This window comes from Streptomyces sp. CNZ287, from assembly GCF_007827615.1.
The window spans coordinates 1-22,223 of record NZ_VISV01000002.1; the positions used below are offsets into that span (position 1 = coordinate 1).

Below are 22,223 nucleotides of genomic sequence, written 5' to 3' on the forward strand. Positions count from 1 at the left end.
TCCTTCTGGTCCACCGACACGATCCGGCCATCGGTGTCGAACACGATGCACCGGCTCGAAGTCGTCCCCTGATCGATAGCCGCAATGAACGGGCCTGCAGTGTGTGCGTCGGTCATGTCGCTCCGATACGTCGTTGGTCCGGCATGGGTCGAGGTGGTGCCCTGCGCCGTCCCGCCCGGCGGGCGGGACGTCCGGCTCAGGCGAAGACGGCTTGGTACAGGCCGCCGGCGGCGGCGCCGCCGATCAGCGGACCGACGACGGGCACCCACGCGTAGGTCCAGTCCGAGCCGCCCTTGTTGGGCAGTGGAAGGAGGGCGTGGACGATGCGCGGCCCGAGGTCGCGCGCGGGGTTGATGGCGTAACCGGTGGGGCCACCGAGCGAGAGACCGATGCTGACGACCACCAGGGCGACGATCAGTACGCCCAGCGGGCCGAGCCCGTTGCCCTCCTGGTTGAGGCCCTGGGTGAGGATCGCGATGACCAGGACGAAGGTGCCGATGATCTCTGTCATGAGGTTCTGCACGGCGTTGCGGATCTCGGGGCCGGTGGAGAAGACGCCGAGCACCGGGCCCGCCCCCTTCTCATGGGCCTCGATCGCCTTCGCGTCCGCGTTCTCCAGGTGACCGACGACTTCCCTGTCGGTCAGGTGGTCGTGGAACTGGCCGTAGTAGGCCAGCCAGACGAACGCGGCGCCGATCATGGCACCGAGCATCTCGGAGGCGAGGTAGAGCGGTACGTCGCCCCAGTCGGTGTCGCCCTTGATCGCAAGCCCGAGGGTCACCGCGGGGTTGAGGTGGGCGCCGGATACGCCGGCGACCGCGTAGGCACCGACCATGACCGCGAGACCCCAGCCGAAGGCGATCGCGACCCAGCCCGCCTGGTGCGCCTTGGACTTCTTGAAGGTGATGGCGGCGACCACGCCGCCACCGAGAACGATCAGCAAGGCCGTCCCGAGCACCTCGCCGCTAAATATGTCCCAATTGGACGGGTCCATCCTGCGACTCCTTTGTCCTGGCTGGTCCGTACAAGGAATCCGCTCCGCGCATCACACCCTACGTCAAAATTATCGTTAGGTGTTCGACAATGCCGACCGGTGCACGGCAGTGTTCCGCCACGTCACAGGCACGTCAAGGCCCGGTGGCGGGAAAACGGGGAATCGGCCAGTCGGAGGAGGCTCGCGCGGTCAGAAGCGCCCGGCGCCCAGGTCCCTGGCGACCGCCCGGGCGCAGTCGCGCACCGCGGCCACCAGTTCCGGCCGCAGCTCGCCGCCGGGGCAGACGCGCTCCACCGCCCCGGTGACGCCCACGGCGCCCACGGGCATGCCGCGGCGGTCCCGCACGGGGGCGGCGACGGCCGCGATGCCGTCCCAGGTCTCCTCGACGTCGGAGCCCCAGCCGCGGGCCCGGGTCAGCTCCAGGATCCGCTCGAAGTCCGCCGCCCCGGTGACCGTGGCGGGCGTGAGCGCCTTGCGGTCGCCCTCCGCGGCCTCGGCGTGGGCCACCGGGTCGACCGCGCACAGGACCTTGCCCAGCGCCGTGCTGTGCAGCGGCAGCATGGCGCCTATCTCCAGCACCTGCCGGCTGTCGTCGGGCCGGAAGACGTGGTGGACGATGAGCACGCCCTGGTGGTGCAGCACGCCCAGGTGCACGCTCTCGCCGCTGGCCCTGGCCAGGTCGTCGGTCCAGGGCAGGGCGCGGGCGCGCAACTCGTGCACGTCCAGGTAGCTGTTGCCCAGGCGGAGCAGTTCGGCGCCGAGCTGGTACCGCCCGGAGACCGGGTCCTGCTCGACGAAGCCCTCCTGCTGCAGCGTGCGCAGGATGCCGTGCGCCGTGCCCTTGGCCAGGCCCAGCGTCGAGGCGACGTCGGACAGGCCCAGGCGCCGCTCTCCTCCGGCCAGCAGGCGCAGCACCGCAGCCGCTCGCTCGAGCGACTGGATGTTCCGTGCCACGGAAGATCCTCCTCAACGAGACCGGGAGTTCGACAATGCTGAACAGTATCGGTCATTGTTCCGCCGCAGGGGAGCGGTCGGGGAAGACCCCGGACGTGCCGATCGTGCCCGAGTCTGCCGGAAAACCCCGCACACCTGCACCGTCCGGGTCGTGGGACAGCCCGCGCCGCACCGGCTCCGGCCGATACCCTTGGCCCGTGCACCGGCCCCCGCGGGCCGCGCATAGCCGACAGCCGTCGCACACGAGGGAGTATCCCCATGGCCTCGCAGCCGTCCCAGCCCGCCGCCAGCCAGCAGACCCGCGCCGACGCACTGCGCGAGGCCCTCGCCACCCGCGTGGTGGTGGCCGACGGCGCGATGGGCACGATGCTCCAGGCGCAGGAGCCCACGCTTGACGACTTCCAGCAGCTGGAAGGCTGCAACGAGATCCTCAACGTCACCCGCCCGGACATCGTGCGCTCCGTGCACGACGAGTACTTCGCGGCCGGCGTCGACTGCGTCGAGACCAACACCTTCGGCGCCAACCACGCCGCCCTCGGCGAGTACGACATCGCCGACCGGATCTTCGAGCTCTCCGAGTCCGGCGTGCGCATCGCCCGCGAGTCCGCCGACGCGCACACCGCGGGCGACGGCCGGCAGCGCTGGGTCCTCGGCTCCATGGGCCCGGGCACCAAGCTGCCGACCCTCGGCCACGTCGCGTACGGCACGCTGCGCGACGCGTACCAGCAGAACGCCGAGGGCATGATCGCCGGCGGCGCCGACGCGCTGCTCGTCGAGACCACCCAGGACCTGCTGCAGACCAAGTCCGCCGTCCTCGGCGCCCGCCGGGCGCTGGCGGCCACCGGCGTGGACCTGCCGCTGATCTGCTCGGTGACCGTCGAGACCACCGGCGCCATGCTCCTCGGCAGCGAGATCGGCGCCGCGCTCACCGCGCTGGAGCCGCTGGGCATCGACATGATCGGGCTGAACTGCGCCACCGGGCCGGCCGAGATGAGCGAGCACCTGCGCTACCTCGCCCGGCACTCCCGGGTGCCGCTGTCCTGCATGCCCAACGCCGGCCTCCCGGTGCTCGGCAAGGACGGCGCCCACTACCCGCTGACTGCGGGCGAACTGGCCGACGCCCAGGAGACGTTCGTCCGCGAGTACGGGCTGTCCCTGGTCGGCGGCTGCTGCGGCACCACCCCGGAGCACCTGCGGCAGCTCACCGAGCGGGTACGGGAGCTGCAGCCGGGCGAGCGCACGCCCCGCCCCGAGCCGGGGGCCGCGTCGCTGTACCAGACGGTGCCGTTCCGGCAGGACACCTCGTACCTGGCGATCGGCGAGCGCACCAACGCCAACGGCTCGAAGAAGTTCCGTACCGCCATGCTCGAAGGCCGCTGGGACGACTGCGTGGAGATGGCCCGCGACCAGATCCGCGAGGGCGCCCACATGCTCGACCTCTGCGTCGACTACGTCGGCCGCGACGGCGCCGCCGACATGGCCGAACTCGCGGGCCGGTTCGCCACGGCTTCCACGCTGCCCATCGTGCTGGACTCCACCGAGGTCGACGTGATCCGCGCCGGCCTGGAGAAGCTCGGCGGCCGGGCCGTGATCAACTCCGTCAACTACGAGGACGGCGACGGCCCCGAGTCCCGCTTCGCCCGCGTCGCGACGCTCGCCCGCGAGCACGGCGCCGCCCTGATGGCGCTCACCATCGACGAGGAGGGCCAGGCCCGTACCGCCGAGCACAAGGTCGCCATCGCCGAGCGGCTGATCGAGGACCTCACCGGCAACTGGGGCATCCACGAGTCCGACATCCTCATCGACTGCCTCACCTTCACCATCTGCACCGGCCAGGAGGAGTCCCGCGGCGACGGTGCCGCCACCATCGAGGCGATCCGCGAGCTCAAGCGCCGCCACCCCGCCGTGCAGACTACGCTCGGGCTGTCGAACATCTCCTTCGGCCTCAACCCGGCCGCCCGCGTCGTGCTCAACTCCGTCTTCCTCGACGAGTGCGTGAAGGCCGGCCTGGACTCGGCGATCGTGCACGCCAGCAAGATCCTGCCGATCGCCCGGCTGGAGGAGGAGCAGGTGCAGGTGTGCCTGGACCTCATCTACGACCGGCGCCGCCCGGCCGAGGGCGACGAGCCCGCGTACGACCCGCTGCAGCGCCTGCTGGAGCTCTTCGAGGGCGTCGACACCAAGTCGATGAAGGCCGGCAGGGCCGAGGAACTGGCCGCGCTGCCGCTGGAGGAGCGGCTGAAGCGGCGGATCATCGACGGCGAGAAGAACGGCCTGGAGGCCGACCTGGACGCCGCGCTCGCCGAGCGGCCGGCGCTGGAGATCGTCAACGAGACGCTGCTCGACGGCATGAAGGTCGTCGGCGAGCTGTTCGGCTCCGGGCAGATGCAGCTCCCGTTCGTGCTCCAGTCCGCCGAGGTGATGAAGACCGCGGTGGCGTATCTGGAGCCGCACATGGAGAAGGTCGACGACGGCGAGGGCGGCTCGGGCAAGGGCACGATCGTGCTGGCCACCGTGCGCGGCGACGTCCACGACATCGGCAAGAACCTGGTCGACATCATCCTCTCCAACAACGGCTACCACGTGGTCAACCTCGGCATCAAGCAGCCCGTCTCGGCGATCCTGGAGGCCGCGGAGGAGCACGCCGCCGACGTGATCGGGATGTCCGGGCTGCTGGTGAAGTCCACGGTGATCATGAAGGAGAACCTGGAGGAGCTGAACCAGCGCCGGCTGGCCTCCCGCTACCCGGTGATCCTCGGCGGCGCCGCGCTCACCCGCGCGTACGTCGAGCAGGACCTGCACGAGGTCTACGAGGGCGAGGTCCGCTACGCCCGCGACGCCTTCGAGGGCCTGCGCCTCATGGACGCCCTCATCGGCGTCAAGCGGGGCGTCCCCGGCGCCGAGCTGCCCGAGCTGCGCCCCCGCCGGGTACGCGCCGCCACCCCGGCGCCCGCCGCCGACGAGGAGGCTCCCGCCCGCTCCGACGTGGCCACCGACAACCCCGTGCCCACCCCGCCGTTCTGGGGCACCCGGGTCGTCAAGGGCATCCAGCAGGCCGACTACGCCTCCTGGCTGGACGAGGGCGCGCTCTTCAAGGGCCAGTGGGGGCTGAAGGCGCCGCGCGGCGGCGGCCCGTCGTACGAGGACCTGGTCGCCACCGAGGGCCGGCCCCGGCTACGCGGGCTGCTGGACCGGCTGCAGACCGGCAACCTGCTGGAGGCGGCCGTCGTCTACGGCTACTTCCCCTGCGTCTCCAAGGGCGACGACCTGATCGTCCTCGGCGACGACGGCGCCGAGCGCACCCGCTTCACCTTCCCGCGGCAGCGGCGCGGCCGGCGGCTGTGCCTGGCGGACTTCTTCCGGCCGGAGGAGTCCGGCGAGACGGACGTCGTCGGCTTCCAGATCGTCACCGTCGGCTCGAAGATCGGCGAGGCCACCGCCGAGCTGTTCGCCGCCGACTCCTACCGCGAGTACCTGGAGCTGCACGGCCTCTCGGTACAGCTCGCCGAGGCGCTGGCGGAGTACTGGCACGCGCGGGTCCGCGCCGAACTGGGCTACGCCGGCGAGGACCCGGCGGAGATCGAGGACATGTTCGCGCTGAAGTACCGCGGCGCCCGGTTCTCGCTCGGCTACGGCGCGTGCCCGGACCTGGAGGACCGGGCGAAGATCGCCGAGCTGCTGGAGCCGGAGCGGATCGGGGTGAAGCTCTCCGAGGAGTTCCAGCTCCACCCGGAGCAGTCCACGGACGCGATCGTCATCCACCACCCCGAGGCGAAGTACTTCAACGCCCGCTGAGCGCCGCCGGCGCCCGGTCCCCGCCGGCGCTCCGGCATCGCCGTAAAACGCCCCGAACGGACTCCACGGGCGCTTTCCGGGCAGTCGGCTTACACTGGTCGGTCCGGAACAGGCCGGTCGCTTCTGGCGGCCGGCCTTTGCGCCCCTTCGAGGGAGGTGAGCGGATGACCAGCAGCATTCCCGCTGAAGGCACCCGAACGGCCCAGGACACCGCCCGGGAACGCCGGGTGCGGTCCTTCCGCGGTACGACGCCGCAGGCCGTACTGCTCGACATGGACGGCACCCTGGTCGACACCGAGGGCTTCTGGTGGGCCGCCGAGGTCTCGGTCTTCGCCGAGTTCGGCCACGAGCTGACCGAGGAGCAGCGCCAGGTCGTCGTCGGCGGCCCGATGTCGCGCAGCGCCGCGTACCTCATCGCCACCACCGGCGCCGACATCGGCCTGCCGGAGCTGACCGTGCGCCTCAACACCCGCTTCGAGGAGCTGGTCGACGGCGACGTGCCGCTCATGCCCGGCGCCCGGCGGCTGCTCACCGAGCTCGCCGCGCACGACGTGCCCACGGCCCTCGTCTCCGCCTCCCACCGGCGCATCATCGACCGGGTGGTGCGCTCGCTCGGCCACGAGTTCCACCTCTCGGTGGCCGGCGACGAGATCCCGCGTACGAAGCCGCACCCCGATCCGTACCTGCACGCCGCGGCCGCCCTCGGGGCCGACCCGCGGCACTGCGCGGTGATCGAGGACACCCTGACGGGCGTGACGGCGGCGGAGGCGGCCGGCTGCGCCGTCGTGGCGGTGCCGTCGGTGGCACCGATCGAGCCCTCGCCCGGACGGCACCTGGTGCGTTCCCTCACAGAAGTCGATCTCCCCTTTCTCCGCTCCGTAGTCGAGCGCCTCCACTGAGAAAGCGCTTGGGAAACTCCGCGCAGCGGTTCATGTATTTTGCGTGACGAAAGCCGATACCCCATTGCCGTCACCGGGCGCGGATTCGACAGGGTGAGCTTTCTCACGCGCTTGCCTCTCGACAGGAGTGCGGAACTGTGCCGAACGGGTCCCGGGGATCTCCCGAGGTGCCTCCCTGTGCCCGGTTTGGTTGGGGTTCGCGGCCATTGTTCCCGCATCCGGTTATCGGAAAGGCGCCGGGCGTAATCGGCATGTGATTTCTTCTCAACTTCCCTGCCACCCGGCCCAGCTGGGTGCTCCGGCTAATCTCTCCGGGGACGCCCGAGGGAGAAAGTCGACCATGATTCGTAAGTCGTTGGTGCTGCCCGCGCTGCTGGGTGTGCTCGTCCCGGTCGTCACCTCCTGCGGCGTGGTGGGCGACTCCGGCGGAGATGACGACGCGATCGTGGTGGGTACGACCGACAGGCTGGAGCTGACGAAGGAGAACCCGGCTCCGCTCGACCCCGCCACGGCGTACGACATCAACTCCTGGAACATCCTGCAGAACACCTTCCAGACGCTGATGCGGATGCCGCGTACGGGCTCGGAGCCCGAGCCGGACGCCGCCGAGCGGTGCGTCTTCGCCGACCGGCTCAGCGAGCAGTACCGCTGCACGCTCCGCGACGGCCTGACGTTCACCAACGGCCACGACCTCACCGCCGCGGACGTGAAGTTCTCCATCGAGCGGATGCTGAAGATCAAGAACCCCAACGGCCCGTTCCCGCTGCTCGCCAACGTCGACACGGTGGAGACCCCGGACGCGCTGACCGTGGTCTTCCACCTCAAGACGCCTGACGCAACGTTCCCCCTCAAGCTCGCCACCCCCGCCGCCGCCATCGTCGACAGCCAGGTCTATGAGAAGGACAAGCTCTACGAGGGCTTCGAGATCGCCGGCTCCGGCCCGTACAGCCTGAAGGTGGAGCACGACGACGACGTGGCCACCAAGGCCGTCTACACCGGCAACGGCGACTACAAGGGCGAGGTCGAGCCGCAGAACGACGCGGTCGAGGTCCGCTACTTCGGCACCTCCACGAGCATGGAGGACGCCATCGCGGCCGGCGACATCGACGTGATGGGCCGCAGCCTGAAGCCGGAGCAGATCAACCGCCTCGACGAGGGCACCGACGGCGACGTCAGCCTCTTCGAGACACCGGGCGCGGAGATCGCCTACCTCGTCTTCGACGTCGAGAACCCCACCGTGAAGGACCGGGCCGTACGCCAGGCCGCAGCCGAGGTGATCGACAGGACGAAGCTCGCCCGCGACGTCTACCAGCGCACCGTCGACCCGCTGTACGCGATGATCCCGCGCGGCATCATCGGGCACAACACCGCGTTCCACGACGCCTACGGCGACCGTCCGGACACCGGCGGCGCCCGCGAACTGCTGCGGGAGGCGGGCGTCGAGATGCCCGTGAAGCTCACCCTGAACTACACCACCGACCACTACGGCGAGACGACGAAGGCCGAGTTCGAGGAGCTGCGCGACCAGCTCAACAGGTCCGGCCTGTTCGACGCCGACATCAAGGGCGACACCTGGGAGACGTACAAGAAGAACTACGCGGAGAACCGGTACGCCGTCTACGGCCTGCACTGGTATCCCGACTTCCCCGATCCCGACACGTTCACCGGGCCGTTCGTCGGCGAGGAGAACTTCACCTTCAACAACTACGACAGCTCCGTCATCGGGGATCTGATCCCGCGGACCCGCCAGGAGGCACAGCGGGAGCGCACGACGGACAGCTTCGAGCGGATACAGGACGTGCTCGCCAGCGACGTCCCGTACCTTCCGCTCTGGCAGGGCAAGCAGTACATCGCGGCGCGCGACACCGTCACGGGGGCGGAGTGGGCGCTCAACTCGTCGTCGACGCTGCAGCTCTGGGAGCTGCGGCGCGGGCTGAGCGAGTAGGGGCCTCCGGCGGTGCCGCGCCGGGCAGAGATCCGACCCGAGTGAAGGAACGCACACACGTGAAGAAGGCTGTCCAGCGGTTCGCCCCACCCCTCGGCGCCGCCATGGCCACCGTACTGCTCGCTGCCGGCTGCGGCTCGGACTCCGGATCGGGGGCCGGCTCCGGCGACGCGGTCGTGATGGGGATGACCGACGAGGTCAGCGCCATCGACCCCGCCGCGGGCTACGACGTCGGCTCCTGGCTGGTGTTCAACAACGTCTTCCAGTCCCTGCTGAGCTTCCCCAAGGGGTCCACGGAGCCCGAGCCGGAGGCGGCCGAGGAGTGCACCTTCGAGGACGCCGACAGCCGCGTCTACACCTGCAAGCTGCAGGACGGGCTGAAGTTCTCGAACGGCTCGGAACTCACCTCCGAGGACGTGAAGTTCTCCTTCGAGCGCACCATCGGCATCGACGACCCCGCGGGCCCCGCGGTCATGCTCGACTCGGTCGGCAGCATCGAGACGCCCGACGAGCTGACCGTGACGTTCCGGCTGGACTACCCCGACGCGACCTTCCCCATGAAGATCGCCTCGGGCGCCGGCTCGATCGTCGACAGCGAGTCCTACCCCAAGGACAAGCTGCGCGACGACGGCAAGGCCGTGGGCTCGGGACCGTACAAGCTGGACTCCTACCAGGAGGGCAAGGAAGCCAAGTTCTCCGTCAGCTCCGGCTACAAGGGCACCGCCAAGGTGCAGAACTCCGGGATGACGCTGAAGCTCTACGGCGGCACCGGCGGCGACGAGAAGCTGAAGGCGGACCTGGAGAGCGGCGACATCGACCTGGCCTACCGCGGCCTGGCGATGAAGGACATCGCCGAGCTGCAGGACCAGGCCGGCGCCGGCCAGAAGATCCAGCTCGTCGAGGGCACCAGCGCCGAGGTGCAGCACCTGGTCTTCAACATGGACGACCCGGTCGCCGGCGACCCCGCCGTGCGCAAGGCGTTCGCGTACCTCATCGACCGCAACGCGCTCGTCCGCGAGGTCTACGAGGGCACCGCCGAGGAGCTGTACTCGATCGTCCCGGCCGGTATCACCGGCCACAACACCGCCTTCTACGACACCTACGGCGACCGCCCCGACCCGTCCAGGGCCGAGCAGGTGCTGCGCGAGGCGGGCATCGACGAGAAGGTCCGGGTGACGCTGTTTGCCACGCCCGAGCGCTACGGTCCCGGCACGGTGCCGTCCTTCGAGCTGATCGCCAAGCAGCTCAACGACAGCGGCCTGTTCCAGGCGGACGTGGAGTCCGTGCCGCTGGACGAGTTCGAGAAGGGCGTCGAGAAGGGCTCGTACGGCGTCTACGTCAAGGGCTGGGTGCCGGACTACCCGGACCCGGACAACTTCACCGCGCCGTTCTTCGGCGAGGGCAACGTGCTGGCCAACAACTACAACCCGGGCCGGATCACCAGCGAGCTGATACCGGCGACCGCCGCGCAGTCGGAGCGTACGGCCACGGTCGACGACTACGGCGAGCTGCAGGACATCGTCGCCGACCAACTGCCGGTGATACCGCTCTGGCAGGGCAAGCAGTACGCGGCCGCCCGGGAGAACATCCTCGGCCTGGAGTGGACGCTCGACGCCTCGACGGTCTTCCGCTTCTGGGAGATCTCGAAGGGCTCGGAGTGATCCGCCCGCACTGACCCGGGGTACGCGACCGGGAGCCCCGCGCACGGAAGGGCTCCCGGTACGCCGCTCAGGCCCCGCCGGGGCGCACCAGCCCGCTCTCGTACGCGTACACCGCGGCCTGCACCCGGTCGCGCAGGCTCAGCTTGGTCAGCACGTGGCCCACATGGGTCTTCACGGTCGTCTCGCTCACGAACAGGTCGGCGGCGATCTCCGCGTTCGACAGCCCGCGGGCGACCAGCTTCAGCACCTCTACCTCGCGCTCGGTGAGCGTGTCCAGGGTGTCCGGCACGTCCTGCTCTCCTGTCGGCAGCTTGGTGGCGAACTTGTCGAGCAGCCGCTTGGTGATGCTCGGGGCCAGCATCGCGTCCCCGGCGGCCACCACGCGGATCGCCTGCACCAGCTCCCCGGCCGGCGCGTCCTTCAGCAGGAAGCCGCTGGCCCCCGCGCGCAGCGCCTCCACCACGTACTCGTCGAGGTCGAAGGTCGTCAGGACCAGCACCTTCGCGGGCCCGTCCCGGCCCGCGCCGGTGATCTGCCTGGTGGCCTCCACACCGTCCATGCGGGGCATCCGGATGTCCATCAGCACCACGTCCGGCTGCAGCGCCCTGACCTGGTCGAGCGCCTGCAGCCCGTCGCCGGCCTCGCCGACCACGGCGATGTCCTGCTCTGCCTCCAGGATCATGCGGAAGCCGGTGCGCAGCAACGGCTGGTCGTCGACGAGCAGGACGCGGATGGCCACAGGGTCTCCTCTTCCTCGGCCGGACCGGGCTGTCAGGCGGTGTCCATTCTGCCCTGCGCACCCTCCCCGGCCCCGGCCGGGCGGGGCTGCGGCAGGCCGGGATCGACGCCGGTCAGCGGATACGGGGGCGGGGTGCCGCCGAAGGCCGGGCAGGAATCCTTGAAGTCGCACCAGTCACACAGCCGGCCCGGCCGGGGCCGCCAGTCGCCGCTCTCCGTCGCCCGCCGGATCGCCTCCCACAGGGCGTGCACCTTGCGCTCCACGCCGCGCAGGTCGGCCTCGTCCGGGTCGTACGTCAGCACGTCGCCGCTGCCCAGGTAGACCAACTGCAGCCGGCGCGGGACACTGCCGCGCAGCCGCCACAGCACCAGCGCGTAGAACTTGATCTGGAAGAGGGCGTCCGCCGCGTACTCCGGCGGGGGCGCCTTGCCCGTCTTGTAGTCCACGACGCGGACCTCGCCCGTCGGCGCCACGTCCACCCGGTCGATGACGCCGCGCAGCTTCAGCCCGGAGGCCAGCACGGTCTCCACGAACAGCTCCCGCTCCGCGGGCTCCAGACGCGCCGGGTCCTCCAGCGTGAACCACCGCTCGACGAGCCGCTCGGCCCCGGCCAGCCACTCCGCCAGCCGCTCCGCTGCCCCGGCAGAGGGGCCGTCCCCGCCCCCGCCCGTGCTCCCGGCCCCGTCTTCGTCACCGTCCGTGAACAGCTCGGCCAGCTCCGGCCGGTCCGCGAGCAGCCGCTCCCAGGCCGGCGCCACCAGCGCCCGCGCCCGCGGCGGCGTACGCTCGGCGGCAGGATCGTCGAACAGGCGCTCCAGGACCGCGTGCACCAGCGTCCCGCGGGCGGCGGAGGCGCGCGGCTTCTCCGGCAGTCTGTCGATCACCCGGAAGCGGTACATGAGCGGGCAGGTCATGAAGTCCGCCGCGCGGGAGGGAGACAGCGCCCGGGGCGGCGCCGGGGCCCGTGGCGCGTCCGGCCCGCCGTCCCCCCCGGGCGGCGGCGGTACGGGGTCCGCGGGGTGGTTCCCGGTGTCGGTGCGGGTACTCATGGTGTACGACCCTAGGGCCCGGGACCGACATCCGGCGGCATACGATGCAGGCCGGACCTGCGGGCAGGAAGACGGGCACCGCGAGCGGGCAGGAGTGGGAGTCGTGAGCGAGGAGCGCAGGGGCGATCGGCCCGGCCGCGGCGGCGGCATCCTCATGGGCCGCCCCTTCGGCGTGCCCGTGTACGTCGCCCCGAGCTGGTTCCTCGTCGCCGCCCTCATCACCTGGGTCTTCGGCGGCCAGCTCGAACGGATCCTGCCCGAGCTGGGCGCCCTGCGGTACGTGATCGCGCTCTTCTTCGCCGTCGCGTTCTACGCTTCCGTGCTCGTCCACGAACTGGCCCACACCCGCGTCGCCCTCCACTACAAGCTGCCCGTACGCCGCATCCAGTTGCAGTTCTTCGGCGGCGTCTCGGAGATCGAGAAGGAGTCCGAGACCCCCGGCCGCGAGTTCTGGCTCGCCTTCGCAGGCCCGCTGCTCTCCCTGGTCCTCGCCGGCGGCTTCTACGGCGCCCTCCAGCTCGTCGAGGAGGACACCGTGCCGGCGGTGCTCCTCGCCGCCCTCACGATCTCCAACCTGATCGTCGCCGTCTTCAACCTGCTGCCCGGCCTGCCGCTGGACGGCGGCCGGATGCTGCGCGCCGCGGTCTGGAAGGTCAGCGGCAAACCCATGACGGGCACGGTCGTCGCCGCCTGGGTGGGCCGCGCGCTGGCCGTGGCGACGCTCATCGGCCTGCCGCTCTTCACGCACTCGCGCGCCTCCGACCCCGGCAGCGTCGACACCGTCACCGACGCCCTGCTGGCGGCGATCCTCGCCGCGATCATCTGGACCGGCGCCGGCAACAGCCTGCGCATGGCCAGGCTGCGCGAGCGGCTGCCCGAGCTGCGCGCCCGCGCCCTCACCCGCCGGGCGGCCCCCGTCACCGCCGACACCCCGCTCTCCGAGGCGCTGCGCCGGGCCGAGGCCGCGGGCGCCCGCGCCCTCGTGGTCGTCGACGGCCGCGGCTTTCCCACCGGGGTCGTCCGCGGCGCGGCCATCGCCCAGACCCCCGCCCACCGCCGCCCCTGGGTGGCCGTCAGCTCGCTCTCCCAGGACCTCACGGACGAGATGAAGGTCTCCGCCGAGCTGACGGGCGAACAACTGCTGGAGCACCTGCGCGAGAGCCCCCACAGCGAGTACCTCGTGCTGGAGGAGACCGGCCACATCTACGGGGTCCTCGCCACCGCGGACGTCGAGCGCGCCTTCGTCGCCGCCATGGCCCGGCCGCAGTCCTGATCACCCCCGGCGGTAGGGTGAGCGGCATGTCCGAGCCGACCGGTGCCGCCCGCCGCCGCGGGCCCTTCCAGGTCGGGGACCAGGTACAGCTCACCGACCCCAAGGGCCGCCACTACACGTTCACGCTCGAGGCCGGGAAGTCCTTCCACACCCACAAGGGCTCCTTCCCGCACGACGAGCTGATCGACGCCCCCGAGGGAACCGTCGTGCGCACCACGGGCAACGTCCCGTATCTCGCGCTGCGCCCCCTGCTCCCCGACTACGTCCTGTCCATGCCGCGCGGAGCGGCCGTCGTCTACCCCAAGGACGCCGGCCAGATCCTCGCGTTCGCCGACGTCTTCCCGGGCGCGCGCGTGGTCGAGGCGGGCGTCGGCTCAGGGTCGCTGACCAGCTTCCTGCTGCGCGCGGTGGGCGACAGCGGCATGCTCCACTCGTACGAGCGCCGCGCGGACTTCGCCGACGTCGCCCGGCAGAACGTCGAGCGCTACTTCGGCGGCCCTCACCCCGCCTGGCAGCTCACCGTCGGCGACCTCCAGGACAACCTGTCCGACACCGGGGTCGACCGCGTCATCCTGGACATGCTCGCGCCCTGGGAGTGCCTGGACGCGGTCGCCAAGGCCCTGGTGCCCGGCGGCATCGTCTGCGCCTACGTCGCCACCACCACCCAGCTCGCCCGCACCGTGGAGTCCATCCGCGAGCACGGCAACTTCAACGAGCCGCAGGCGTGGGAGACCATGCTGCGCAACTGGCACGTGGAGGGCCTGGCCGTGCGTCCGGACCACCGCATGATCGGCCACACCGGCTTCCTGCTCACCGCCCGCAGGCTCGCCGACGGTGTCGAGCCGCCGCTGCGCCGCCGCAGGCCCGCGAAGGGGGCGTACGGGGAGGATTACACCGGCCCCGGCGGGCAGCGGGCTACCGCAGGGGACTGAAGGGGCAGAGAAGCGGCAGGGGTCGTTCCGCGGGCGGGCGGTGTGTGACACCATGCTGGCCTCCCCACGGCCCTCCCAGCCCTCCCAGGAGCCTCACCCGTGCAGCCTCTGCCCGGCGCCGACTTCCCGCACACGCAGCCCCGCGCGGTGCACTGGATCGCGACGGCGGCCGCCATGGCCGCCGTCATCGCCCTCGCGGCGCTCATCAAGCCCCCGTCCGTCGCCGCCGGCAACGACGCCAAGGGCGACCACGGCGGCAGACCCGCCCCCGGGCCCGACGCGAGCGCCGCCCACTACCCGGTCGACTGCGCCGGGACCGAGCCCGAGGTCTACAAACAGGGCTCCGCCGACTTCGACGCCGACGGCCGCGCCGAGACCGTCGCCGTGGTGCGCTGCCGCGCCGCCGCCGGCACCCCGCCGAGCGGGATGTACGTCGTGTCCGCCGCCAAGCCCGGCCGGTCACCGCGCGTGACCGAGACTCTCGTCGATCCCGCCGAGGGCATGAGCGTCGGGGAATTCGCTGTGCGCGAAAACGAGATTTCGGCCACCCTCCTCGGCTACTCCTCGCCCGACGTCCCCCGCAGCAAGCCGGACAAGCAGCGCAACGTGACCTGGACGTGGGAGAACGGCCGCTTCCGTCTCACCGCGGAGCCCGTCCCCGGCACCCAGGTCTGACCCCGCCGCGGCACCCCCTCCCACGTCGCCTTCCCGCCGGTTCCCGGAACCGGCGGGGGAGCGGTCGCCGTTCCGCTGCAATTCCAGGCACCCTTGGCGGGTGTTGAGCGTTGTAGACGAAACAAATGGCTGCTTTCCGATGTTGCTGGATGGGTATTTGCCTGGCGTGAGGACGGGCGCACGGGTGAAGATCGGATGCACCCCGACCGTCTTTGTGATCTAGGGGTTTCAAGCGGGACGCGGCCAGGTAGGGTCAGGAAGCGTCCAGCTCCCCTTGGAGGAGGTGAGGACCGTGGCAGCCCACGACGACGACACCAACCGCGGCATCCGGCCGGGTCGAGGGTCCGAAGACCCTGCCGGCCAGGTCGCCTACCTTGAGCAGGAGATCGCCGTCCTGCGACGAAAGCTCGCCGACTCGCCGCGTCACACGAGGATCCTCGAAGAACGCATCGTCGAGTTGCAGACCAACCTCGCCGGAGTGTCCGCGCAGAACGAGCGCCTGGCAAGCACTCTCCGTGAGGCCCGGGACCAGATCGTCGCCCTGAAAGAAGAAGTCGACCGGCTGGCCCAGCCGCCCGCCGGCTTCGGAGTCTTCCTCGAGGCCAACGACGACGGCACGGCGGACATCTTCACCGGCGGCCGCAAGCTGCGGGTGAACGTCAGCCCCAGCGTGGAGCTCGACGAGCTGCGCCGGGGTCAGGAGCTGATGCTCAACGAGGCGCTGAACGTGGTCGAGGCCATGGCGTTCGAGCGCTCCGGGGACATCGTCACCCTGAAGGAGATCCTGGAGGACGGCGAGCGCGCCCTCGTGATGGGGCACACCGACGAGGAGAAGGTGGTCCGGCTCGCCGAGCCGCTGCTGCACACCACCATCCGCGCCGGCGACGCCCTGCTCCTGGAGCCCCGCTCCGGGTACGTCTACGAGGTCATCCCCAAGAGCGAGGTCGAGGAGCTGGTCCTCGAAGAGGTCCCGGACATCGACTACACCAAGATCGGTGGCCTGGGCAACCAGATCGAGCTGATCAGGGACGCCGTCGAGCTGCCGTACCTCTACCCCGACCTCTTCAAGGAGCACGAGCTGCGGCCCCCCAAGGGCGTGCTCCTCTACGGCCCGCCCGGCTGCGGCAAGACGCTGATCGCCAAGGCGGTCGCCAACTCGCTCGCCAAGAAGGTCGCGGAGCACACCGGCCGCCCCGCCGGCAAGAGCTACTTCCTCAACATCAAGGGCCCCGAGCTGCTCAACAAGTACGTCGGCGAGACCGAGCGGCACATCCGCCTGGTCTTCCAGCGGGCCCGCGAGAAGGCCAGTGAGGGCACGCCCGTCATCGTCTTCTTCGACGAGATGGACTCCCTCTTCCGCACCCGCGGCTCCGGCGTCAGCTCGGACGTGGAGAACACCATCGTCCCGCAGCTCCTCTCCGAGATCGACGGCGTCGAGGGCCTGGAGAACGTGATCGTCATCGGCGCCTCCAACCGCGAGGACATGATCGACCCCGCGATCCTCCGCCCCGGCCGGCTCGACGTGAAGATCAAGATCGAGCGCCCGGACGCCGAGGCCGCCAAGGACATCTTCTCCAAGTACCTCACCCGGACCCTGCCGCTGCACGCCGAGGACATGTCGGAGCACGGTGACTCCGCCGAGGCCACCGTCGACGCGATGATCCAGTCCGTCGTCGAGCAGATGTACGCGGAGTCCGAGGAGAACAGGTTCCTCGAAGTCACGTACGCCAACGGTGACAAGGAAGTCCTCTACTTCAAGGACTTCAACTCCGGCGCGATGATCGAGAACATCGTGGACCGCGCCAAGAAGATGGCCATCAAGGCGTTCCTCGACCACAACCAGAAGGGCCTGCGCGTCTCCCACCTCCTCGCCGCCTGCGTCGACGAGTTCAAGGAGAACGAGGACCTGCCCAACACGACCAACCCCGACGACTGGGCCCGTATCTCCGGAAAGAAGGGCGAGCGGATCGTGTTCATCCGCACCCTCGTCACCGGAAAGCAGGGCGCGGACACCGGCCGGTCGATCGACACGGTGGCCAACACCGGTCAGTACCTGTAAATGCGGCGATCCGGCTGCGGGGGGCACCACACGGCCGCCCGCAGCCGGACACGTATTTCCACGGGTGCAAACGGACCGGAGCAAAGACTGTAATGATCTCCCCACTGCCGCCAAGGCGTTCTAGGCTCTTCCGTACCGGCGCGCAGCGCAGCGCATCGCCGCCGCGGGGACCACACGTGCCGCAGACGCCGCGGTACTTGAGTTCCGTCCAGGGCCGCGGACGGTACCGGGCAAGGAGGGCCGCATGACCGTACGGCGAGTAATGGGCATCGAGACGGAGTACGGAATCTCCGTTCCGGGCCATCCCAACGCCAATGCCATGCTCACCTCGTCCCAAGTCGTCAACGCCTACGCGGCGGCGATGCACCGGGCGCGCCGCGCCCGGTGGGACTTCGAGGAGGAGAACCCGCTGCGGGACGCCCGCGGCTTCGACCTCGCCCGCGAGGCCGCCGACTCCAGCCAGCTCACCGACGAGGACATCGGCCTCGCCAACGTCATCCTCACCAACGGCGCCCGGCTCTACGTCGACCACGCCCACCCCGAGTACAGCGCCCCCGAGGTCACCAATCCCCGCGACGCCGTGCTCTGGGACAAGGCCGGCGAACGCATCATGGCGGAAGCGGCGGAGCGCGCGGGACAACTGCCGGGTGCCCAGCCCATCCTTCTTTACAAGAACAACACCGACAACAAGGGCGCGTCCTACGGCTGCCACGAGAACTACCTGATGAAGCGGGAAACCCCCTTCTCGGACATCGTGCGCCACCTCACGCCCTTCTTCGTCTCCCGCCAGGTCTTCACCGGTGCCGGCCGCGTCGGCATCGGCCAGGACGGCAACGAACACGGCTTCCAGATCAGCCAGCGCGCCGACTACTTCGAAGTCGAGGTCGGCCTGGAAACCACCCTCAAACGCCCCATCATCAACACCCGCGACGAGCCCCACGCGGATGCCGAGAAATACCGCAGACTCCACGTCATCATCGGCGACGCGAACCTCTCGGAAATCTCCACCTACCTCAAGCTCGGCACCACCGCCCTGGTGCTGTCGATGATCGAGGACGACTTCATCGCGGTCGACCTGGCCGTGGAACAGCCCGTGCGCACCCTGCACCAGGTCTCCCACGACCCCACGCTGCGTCACCAGGTGGTGCTGCGCAGTGGCCGCACGCTCACCGCCGTACAGCTCCAGATGGAGTACTGCGAGCTGGCGCGGAAATACGTCGAGGAGCGCTTCGGCGCGGACGCGGACGAGCAGACCAAGGACGTGCTCACCCGCTGGGAGGACACCCTCAACCGGCTGGAAGCCGACCCCATGAGCCTCTCCGGCGAGCTGGACTGGCTGGCCAAGCGGGAACTGCTGGAGGGCTACCGCCGCCGCGACGCCCTGGACTGGGACGCGGCCCGCCTCGCGCTGGTCGACCTGCAGTACGCGGACGTACGCCCGGAGAAGGGCCTGTACAACCGGCTGGCGGCCCGCGGCCGCCTCAAGCGGCTCCTCACCGAGGACGAGGTCCTGCGGGCCGTGAAGAACCCGCCGGAGGACACCAGGGCGTACTTCCGCGGCCGCTGCCTCGAACAGTACGCGGACGACGTCGCCGCCGCCTCCTGGGACTCGGTCATCTTCGACCTCCCCGGCCGCGACTCCCTCCAGCGGGTCCCCACCCTGGAACCCCTGCGGGGTACCCGCAACCACGTCAAGGAACTGCTGGACCGCTGCCGCACGGCGGAGGAGCTGGTACGGGTCCTCTCGGGCGGCTGATCCGGGACGGACCGGGCTAAAGGTGGCGCGGAGGGGAATCATCCGGGTGGCCTCCGAGCGTTGAGAGAGCACCGGGCCGATGTCGGGCCCAGCTTGTAGGGTCGGATCTTGCAGGGCGACGCAGTCAGGACCATCGGGCGACACCGAGCGGGGTGAGGGATATGGCGACCAAGGACACCGGCGGTGGTCAGCAGAAGGCCACGCGCTCCCAGGAAGAGGTCGAGGAGCAGGCGCAGGACGCCGAGGTCTCCGAGGACCTGAAGGAACGGCAGGAGAAGCTGTCGGAGGACGTGGACTCGGTCCTCGACGAGATCGACGACGTGCTGGAGGAGAACGCCGAGGACTTCGTGCGCTCCTTCGTGCAAAAGGGCGGCGAGTAGCCGTCCCGGGCGTCCGTCCGGGGAGCACCCGGGCGGACGCCCGGCAGCGGCACGGGTAAGGTCCGTGCCCAGCGCAAGTCACCGGCTCGGCCCGTGGGGGGCGGGCCGCCGTACCCCCGGAAGGATTCGCGTGGAAGCCAACATCCGTGGCGCAGGGCGACTGCCGGCCGCCTTCCTCACGCCGGGCTCGTCCTCGTTTATGGACTTCCTGGGTGAGCATGCTCCGGCGGCGCTGCCGGGGAACCGGGAGGTGCCGCCCGTAAAGGGCGCCGTCGAGGCGCCGCACGGCACCACCATCGTGGCTCTGACCTTCCCCGGCGGGGTCGTCCTCGCCGGTGACCGGCGGGCCACGATGGGGAACATGATCGCGCAGCGTGACATCGAGAAGGTCTTCCCCGCCGACGAGTACTCCGCCATCGGCATCGCGGGCACCGCGGGCGTCGCGGTCGAGATGGTGCGGCTCTTCCAGCTCGAGCTGGAGCACTTCGAGAAGGTCGAGGGCGCCCAGCTCTCCCTGGAGGGCAAGGCCAACCGGCTGTCCACGATGATCCGGTCCAACCTGGGCATGGCCATGCAGGGCCTGGCCGTGCTGCCGCTCTTCGCCGGGTGGGACCCGGCGCGGGAGAAGGGCCGCATCTTCTCGTACGACGTGACCGGCGGCAGGACCGAGGAGCGGGGGTTCGCCTCCGTGGGATCCGGCTCGGTGTTCGCGCGCGGTGCCCTGAAGAAGCTGTTCACCGACGAGCTGACGGAGCGGCAGGCCGCCACCGTCGTCGTCCAGGCGCTGTACGACGCGGCGGACGATGACTCCGCCACCGGCGGGCCGGACCTGACCCGCCGTATCTTCCCCATCGTCACGTCCATCACCGACGAGGGCTTCCGCAGGCTGCCCGACGCCGAGGTCTCCGAGATCGCCCGCTCGGTGGTCGACGGCCGGCTGGAGCTGCCCGACGGCCCGCGCGCGTCCGTGCTCTAGCGGGCGCGCGGCCCCACGAGATTTCTCCACGAGCAGAGAGGGACGGATAAGCCGGTGTCGACACCGTTCTATGTCTCACCCCAGCAGGCCATGGCGGACCGCGCGGAGTACGCCCGCAAGGGCATCGCGCGCGGCCGCAGCGTGGTCGTGCTGCAGTACAGCGACGGCATCCTGTTCGTCGCCGAGAACCCGTCCCGGGCCCTGCACAAGGTCAGCGAGATCTACGACAGGATCGCCTTCGCCGCGGTCGGCAAGTACAACGAGTTCGAGAACCTGCGCATCGGCGGCGTCCGTTACGCCGATCTGCGCGGGTACACGTACGACCGCGAGGACGTCACCGCCCGCGGCCTCGCGAACGTCTACGCGCAGACTCTCGGCACGATCTTCTCCAGCGGCGCCGAGAAGCCGTACGAGGTGGAGCTGATCGTCGCGGAGGTGGGGGAGACCCCCGCCGACGACCAGATCTTCCGGCTGCCGCATGACGGTTCGATCGTCGACGAGCACGGTTCGGTCGCGGTCGGCGGCAATTCCGATCAGATCAGCAGCTATCTCGACCAGCGGCACCGCGAGGGCATGACGCTGGCGGAGGGGCTGAAGCTGGCGGCGGAGTCGCTGGCGCGGGACAACAACGGCGGCGAGCGGGAGCTGACGTCGAAGCAGCTCGAGGTCGCGGTCCTCGACCGCAACCGGCCGCAGCAGCGCAAGTTCCGGCGGATCCTCGGCAGTCAGCTCGCCCGGCTGCTGGAGGAGGACGGCGAAGGACCGGCGGGTGCCTCCGGCGCGGAGGACGGGGAGGACACCGCGGCGGACGCGGACGGCGGCGCCGAGGGCGCGGGCTCCGCGGACGGTACCGCGAAGAAGCCGGGCAACGGGTCCGGCAAGAAGAAGTAGCCGTACGGCATCGACCGGGCGGGCCCAGCGACGGGCCCGCCCGTCGTCGTGTCCGGGCCCGTCCCGGGGACGGCCCCGGCGGCTCTACGCGCCCGGGGCCGGGGCCGTCGACGCGCGTACCGTCAGGCGGGCCGGGACCGTCGTGCTGCCCGCGCCGCGGCCCGCGAGGGCGTCGAGCAGCGCCGTCATGCCGGCCGCGCCGACGCTGTCCGCCGGGAGCCGCACGGTGGTCAGCTCCGGCTCGACGGCGGTGGCCAGCGCCAGGTCGTCGAAGCCGGTGACCGACACGTCGTACGGCACCCGCAGCCCGAGGCGCCGTACGGCCTTGAGGGCACCGGCCGCGAGCAGGTCGTCGTCGCAGACCAGCGCCGTGGGCCGGTCCGCAGCCGGGGCCGTGAGCGCCCGCTGGGCCGCCGCGAGACCGCCGGCGACGGACAGCTCGGCGGGTTCGGTGCACAGCCGCACGGCGGGCACGGCGCCGAGCGCCTCGGCCAGGGCCCGGCCGCGGGCGGTGAAGGTCCACGAGTCGATGGCGGCGGCGAGGCGTGTGATCCGCCGGTGCCCGAGCTCCAGCAGGTGCCGGGCGACCTGCCGCATGCCGTCGGCCACGTCGGCGTTGACGGTGGCGACGGCACCGGTGCCGGCCGGGTCGCTGTCGAGCATGACGAGCGGGAGTCCGCCGCCGCGCAGGTTCCGTACGGCGTCGGTGGCCATGGACGAGGCGATCACGCCGTCGACGGCGGTGTGGGCGGCGGCGAAGGGGTCGCGGGCGGGGCCGATGCCCTCGGGAGAGGGGTAGAGCACGACGCCGAAGTCGTGGGCGGCGGCGGCGCGTGCGGCGCCGGCGTGGACGCCGGCGAAGAACTCGTTGGTGAGCGCGGGGACGACGAGGAGCGCGGTGCGGGTGCCTCCGGTGCGCAGGGTGCGGGCGGCCGCGTTGGGGCGGTAGTCCAGCTCGCGGGCGGCGGCGCGGACGGCGTCCGCCTTGGCGGCGGAGACGCGGCCGCGCCACTTGCCGCCGAGGACGAGGGAGACGGCCGCCTGGGAGACGCCCGCGGCGCGGGCGACGTCGCGGCTGGTGACGCCGCCGCCGCGGCCCGCGGCCGGCCGCGGGGCCGGCTCTCCCGCCGCCGGCGGCCCGGTGCGCGCCGCGGCGCGCCTTCCGTCCTCGTGCGCGCCCCGCATCGTGCCTCCTCGTCGCGTTCCGGCCTACGGGGTCGACCCTCGCCCGTGTTACGTATAACC

At 70.9% G+C, this 22,223-nt stretch carries 17 protein-coding genes; 12 read left to right on the top strand and 5 right to left on the bottom strand.

Annotation, left to right across the window (positions count from 1 at the left end; genetic code table 11):
• Nucleotides 1–196 precede the first annotated feature (196 nt).
• Both FB457_RS04195 and FB457_RS04200 read right to left on the bottom strand, forming a co-directional pair.
• Nucleotides 197–994, bottom strand: a complete 798-nt coding sequence (locus FB457_RS04195; RefSeq protein ID WP_047014858.1) for an MIP/aquaporin family protein — start codon at nt 992–994, stop codon at nt 197–199.
• Nucleotides 995–1,183: 189 nt separating this feature from the next.
• Nucleotides 1,184–1,948, bottom strand: a complete 765-nt coding sequence (locus FB457_RS04200) for an IclR family transcriptional regulator (protein WP_047014857.1) — start codon at nt 1,946–1,948, stop codon at nt 1,184–1,186.
• A 258-nt stretch (nt 1,949–2,206) separates the two neighbouring features.
• Between FB457_RS04200 and metH the strand changes: the two genes are divergently transcribed.
• From metH to FB457_RS04220, 4 genes are all read left to right on the top strand, one after another.
• On the top strand, nt 2,207–5,743 hold the full coding sequence (metH, locus tag FB457_RS04205) for a methionine synthase (protein ID WP_145780894.1): 3,537 nt from the start codon (nt 2,207–2,209) through the stop codon (nt 5,741–5,743).
• Between the two features lie 164 nt (nt 5,744–5,907).
• Complete coding sequence (locus FB457_RS04210; protein ID WP_047014855.1) at nt 5,908–6,642, top strand: HAD family hydrolase; 735 nt, start codon at nt 5,908–5,910, stop codon at nt 6,640–6,642.
• A gap of 340 nt (nt 6,643–6,982) precedes the next feature.
• Entirely contained in the window at nt 6,983–8,587 is a 1,605-nt protein-coding gene (locus tag FB457_RS04215) for an ABC transporter substrate-binding protein (RefSeq protein WP_186461923.1), read from the top strand.
• 59 nt (nt 8,588–8,646) lie between these two features.
• On the top strand, nt 8,647–10,248 hold the full coding sequence (locus FB457_RS04220) for an ABC transporter substrate-binding protein (RefSeq protein WP_047014853.1): 1,602 nt from the start codon (nt 8,647–8,649) through the stop codon (nt 10,246–10,248).
• A gap of 67 nt (nt 10,249–10,315) precedes the next feature.
• On the opposite strand, the gene FB457_RS04225 is transcribed toward FB457_RS04220, so the two are convergent.
• Nucleotides 10,316–10,987: a response regulator gene (locus FB457_RS04225; RefSeq protein WP_047014852.1), complete on the bottom strand. Its 672-nt coding sequence runs from the start codon at nt 10,985–10,987 to the stop codon at nt 10,316–10,318.
• Nucleotides 10,988–11,019: 32 nt separating this feature from the next.
• Entirely contained in the window at nt 11,020–12,036 is a 1,017-nt protein-coding gene (locus tag FB457_RS04230; RefSeq protein ID WP_186461924.1) for a PD-(D/E)XK nuclease family protein, read from the bottom strand.
• Nucleotides 12,037–12,139: 103 nt separating this feature from the next.
• On the opposite strand from FB457_RS04230, the gene FB457_RS04235 reads away from it, so the two are divergent.
• From FB457_RS04235 to prcA, 8 genes are all read left to right on the top strand, one after another.
• A complete protein-coding gene (locus tag FB457_RS04235) occupies nt 12,140–13,309 on the top strand; it encodes a site-2 protease family protein (protein WP_047014851.1) in 1,170 nt (389 codons plus the stop codon).
• 26 nt (nt 13,310–13,335) lie between these two features.
• Complete coding sequence (locus FB457_RS04240; protein ID WP_047014850.1) at nt 13,336–14,241, top strand: tRNA (adenine-N1)-methyltransferase; 906 nt, start codon at nt 13,336–13,338, stop codon at nt 14,239–14,241.
• A gap of 99 nt (nt 14,242–14,340) precedes the next feature.
• Nucleotides 14,341–14,916 carry a hypothetical protein gene (locus tag FB457_RS04245; protein ID WP_145780896.1) on the top strand — a complete coding sequence of 192 codons (576 nt, stop codon included), beginning with the start codon at nt 14,341–14,343 and terminating at the stop codon, nt 14,914–14,916.
• Nucleotides 14,917–15,208: 292 nt separating this feature from the next.
• The gene (gene arc, locus FB457_RS04250; RefSeq protein ID WP_047014848.1) at nt 15,209–16,975 is read left to right on the top strand and encodes a proteasome ATPase; all 1,767 of its coding nucleotides are present in this window, start codon (nt 15,209–15,211) and stop codon (nt 16,973–16,975) included.
• Nucleotides 16,976–17,219: 244 nt separating this feature from the next.
• Nucleotides 17,220–18,731 (top strand): depupylase/deamidase Dop, encoded by a 1,512-nt coding sequence (gene dop, locus FB457_RS04255; RefSeq protein ID WP_078898142.1) that lies wholly within the window; start codon nt 17,220–17,222, stop codon nt 18,729–18,731.
• A gap of 161 nt (nt 18,732–18,892) precedes the next feature.
• Nucleotides 18,893–19,111: a ubiquitin-like protein Pup gene (locus FB457_RS04260; RefSeq protein WP_018836875.1), complete on the top strand. Its 219-nt coding sequence runs from the start codon at nt 18,893–18,895 to the stop codon at nt 19,109–19,111.
• A 130-nt stretch (nt 19,112–19,241) separates the two neighbouring features.
• Nucleotides 19,242–20,087 (top strand): proteasome subunit beta, encoded by an 846-nt coding sequence (gene prcB, locus FB457_RS04265; RefSeq protein ID WP_047014846.1) that lies wholly within the window; start codon nt 19,242–19,244, stop codon nt 20,085–20,087.
• Between the two features lie 54 nt (nt 20,088–20,141).
• Nucleotides 20,142–20,978, top strand: a complete 837-nt coding sequence (gene prcA, locus FB457_RS04270) for a proteasome subunit alpha (protein WP_145780898.1) — start codon at nt 20,142–20,144, stop codon at nt 20,976–20,978.
• 84 nt (nt 20,979–21,062) lie between these two features.
• Here the strand turns inward: prcA and FB457_RS04275 are convergent, their stop codons facing one another.
• On the bottom strand, nt 21,063–22,163 hold the full coding sequence (locus tag FB457_RS04275) for a LacI family DNA-binding transcriptional regulator (RefSeq protein WP_047014844.1): 1,101 nt from the start codon (nt 22,161–22,163) through the stop codon (nt 21,063–21,065).
• Nucleotides 22,164–22,223: the final 60 nt, after the last annotated feature.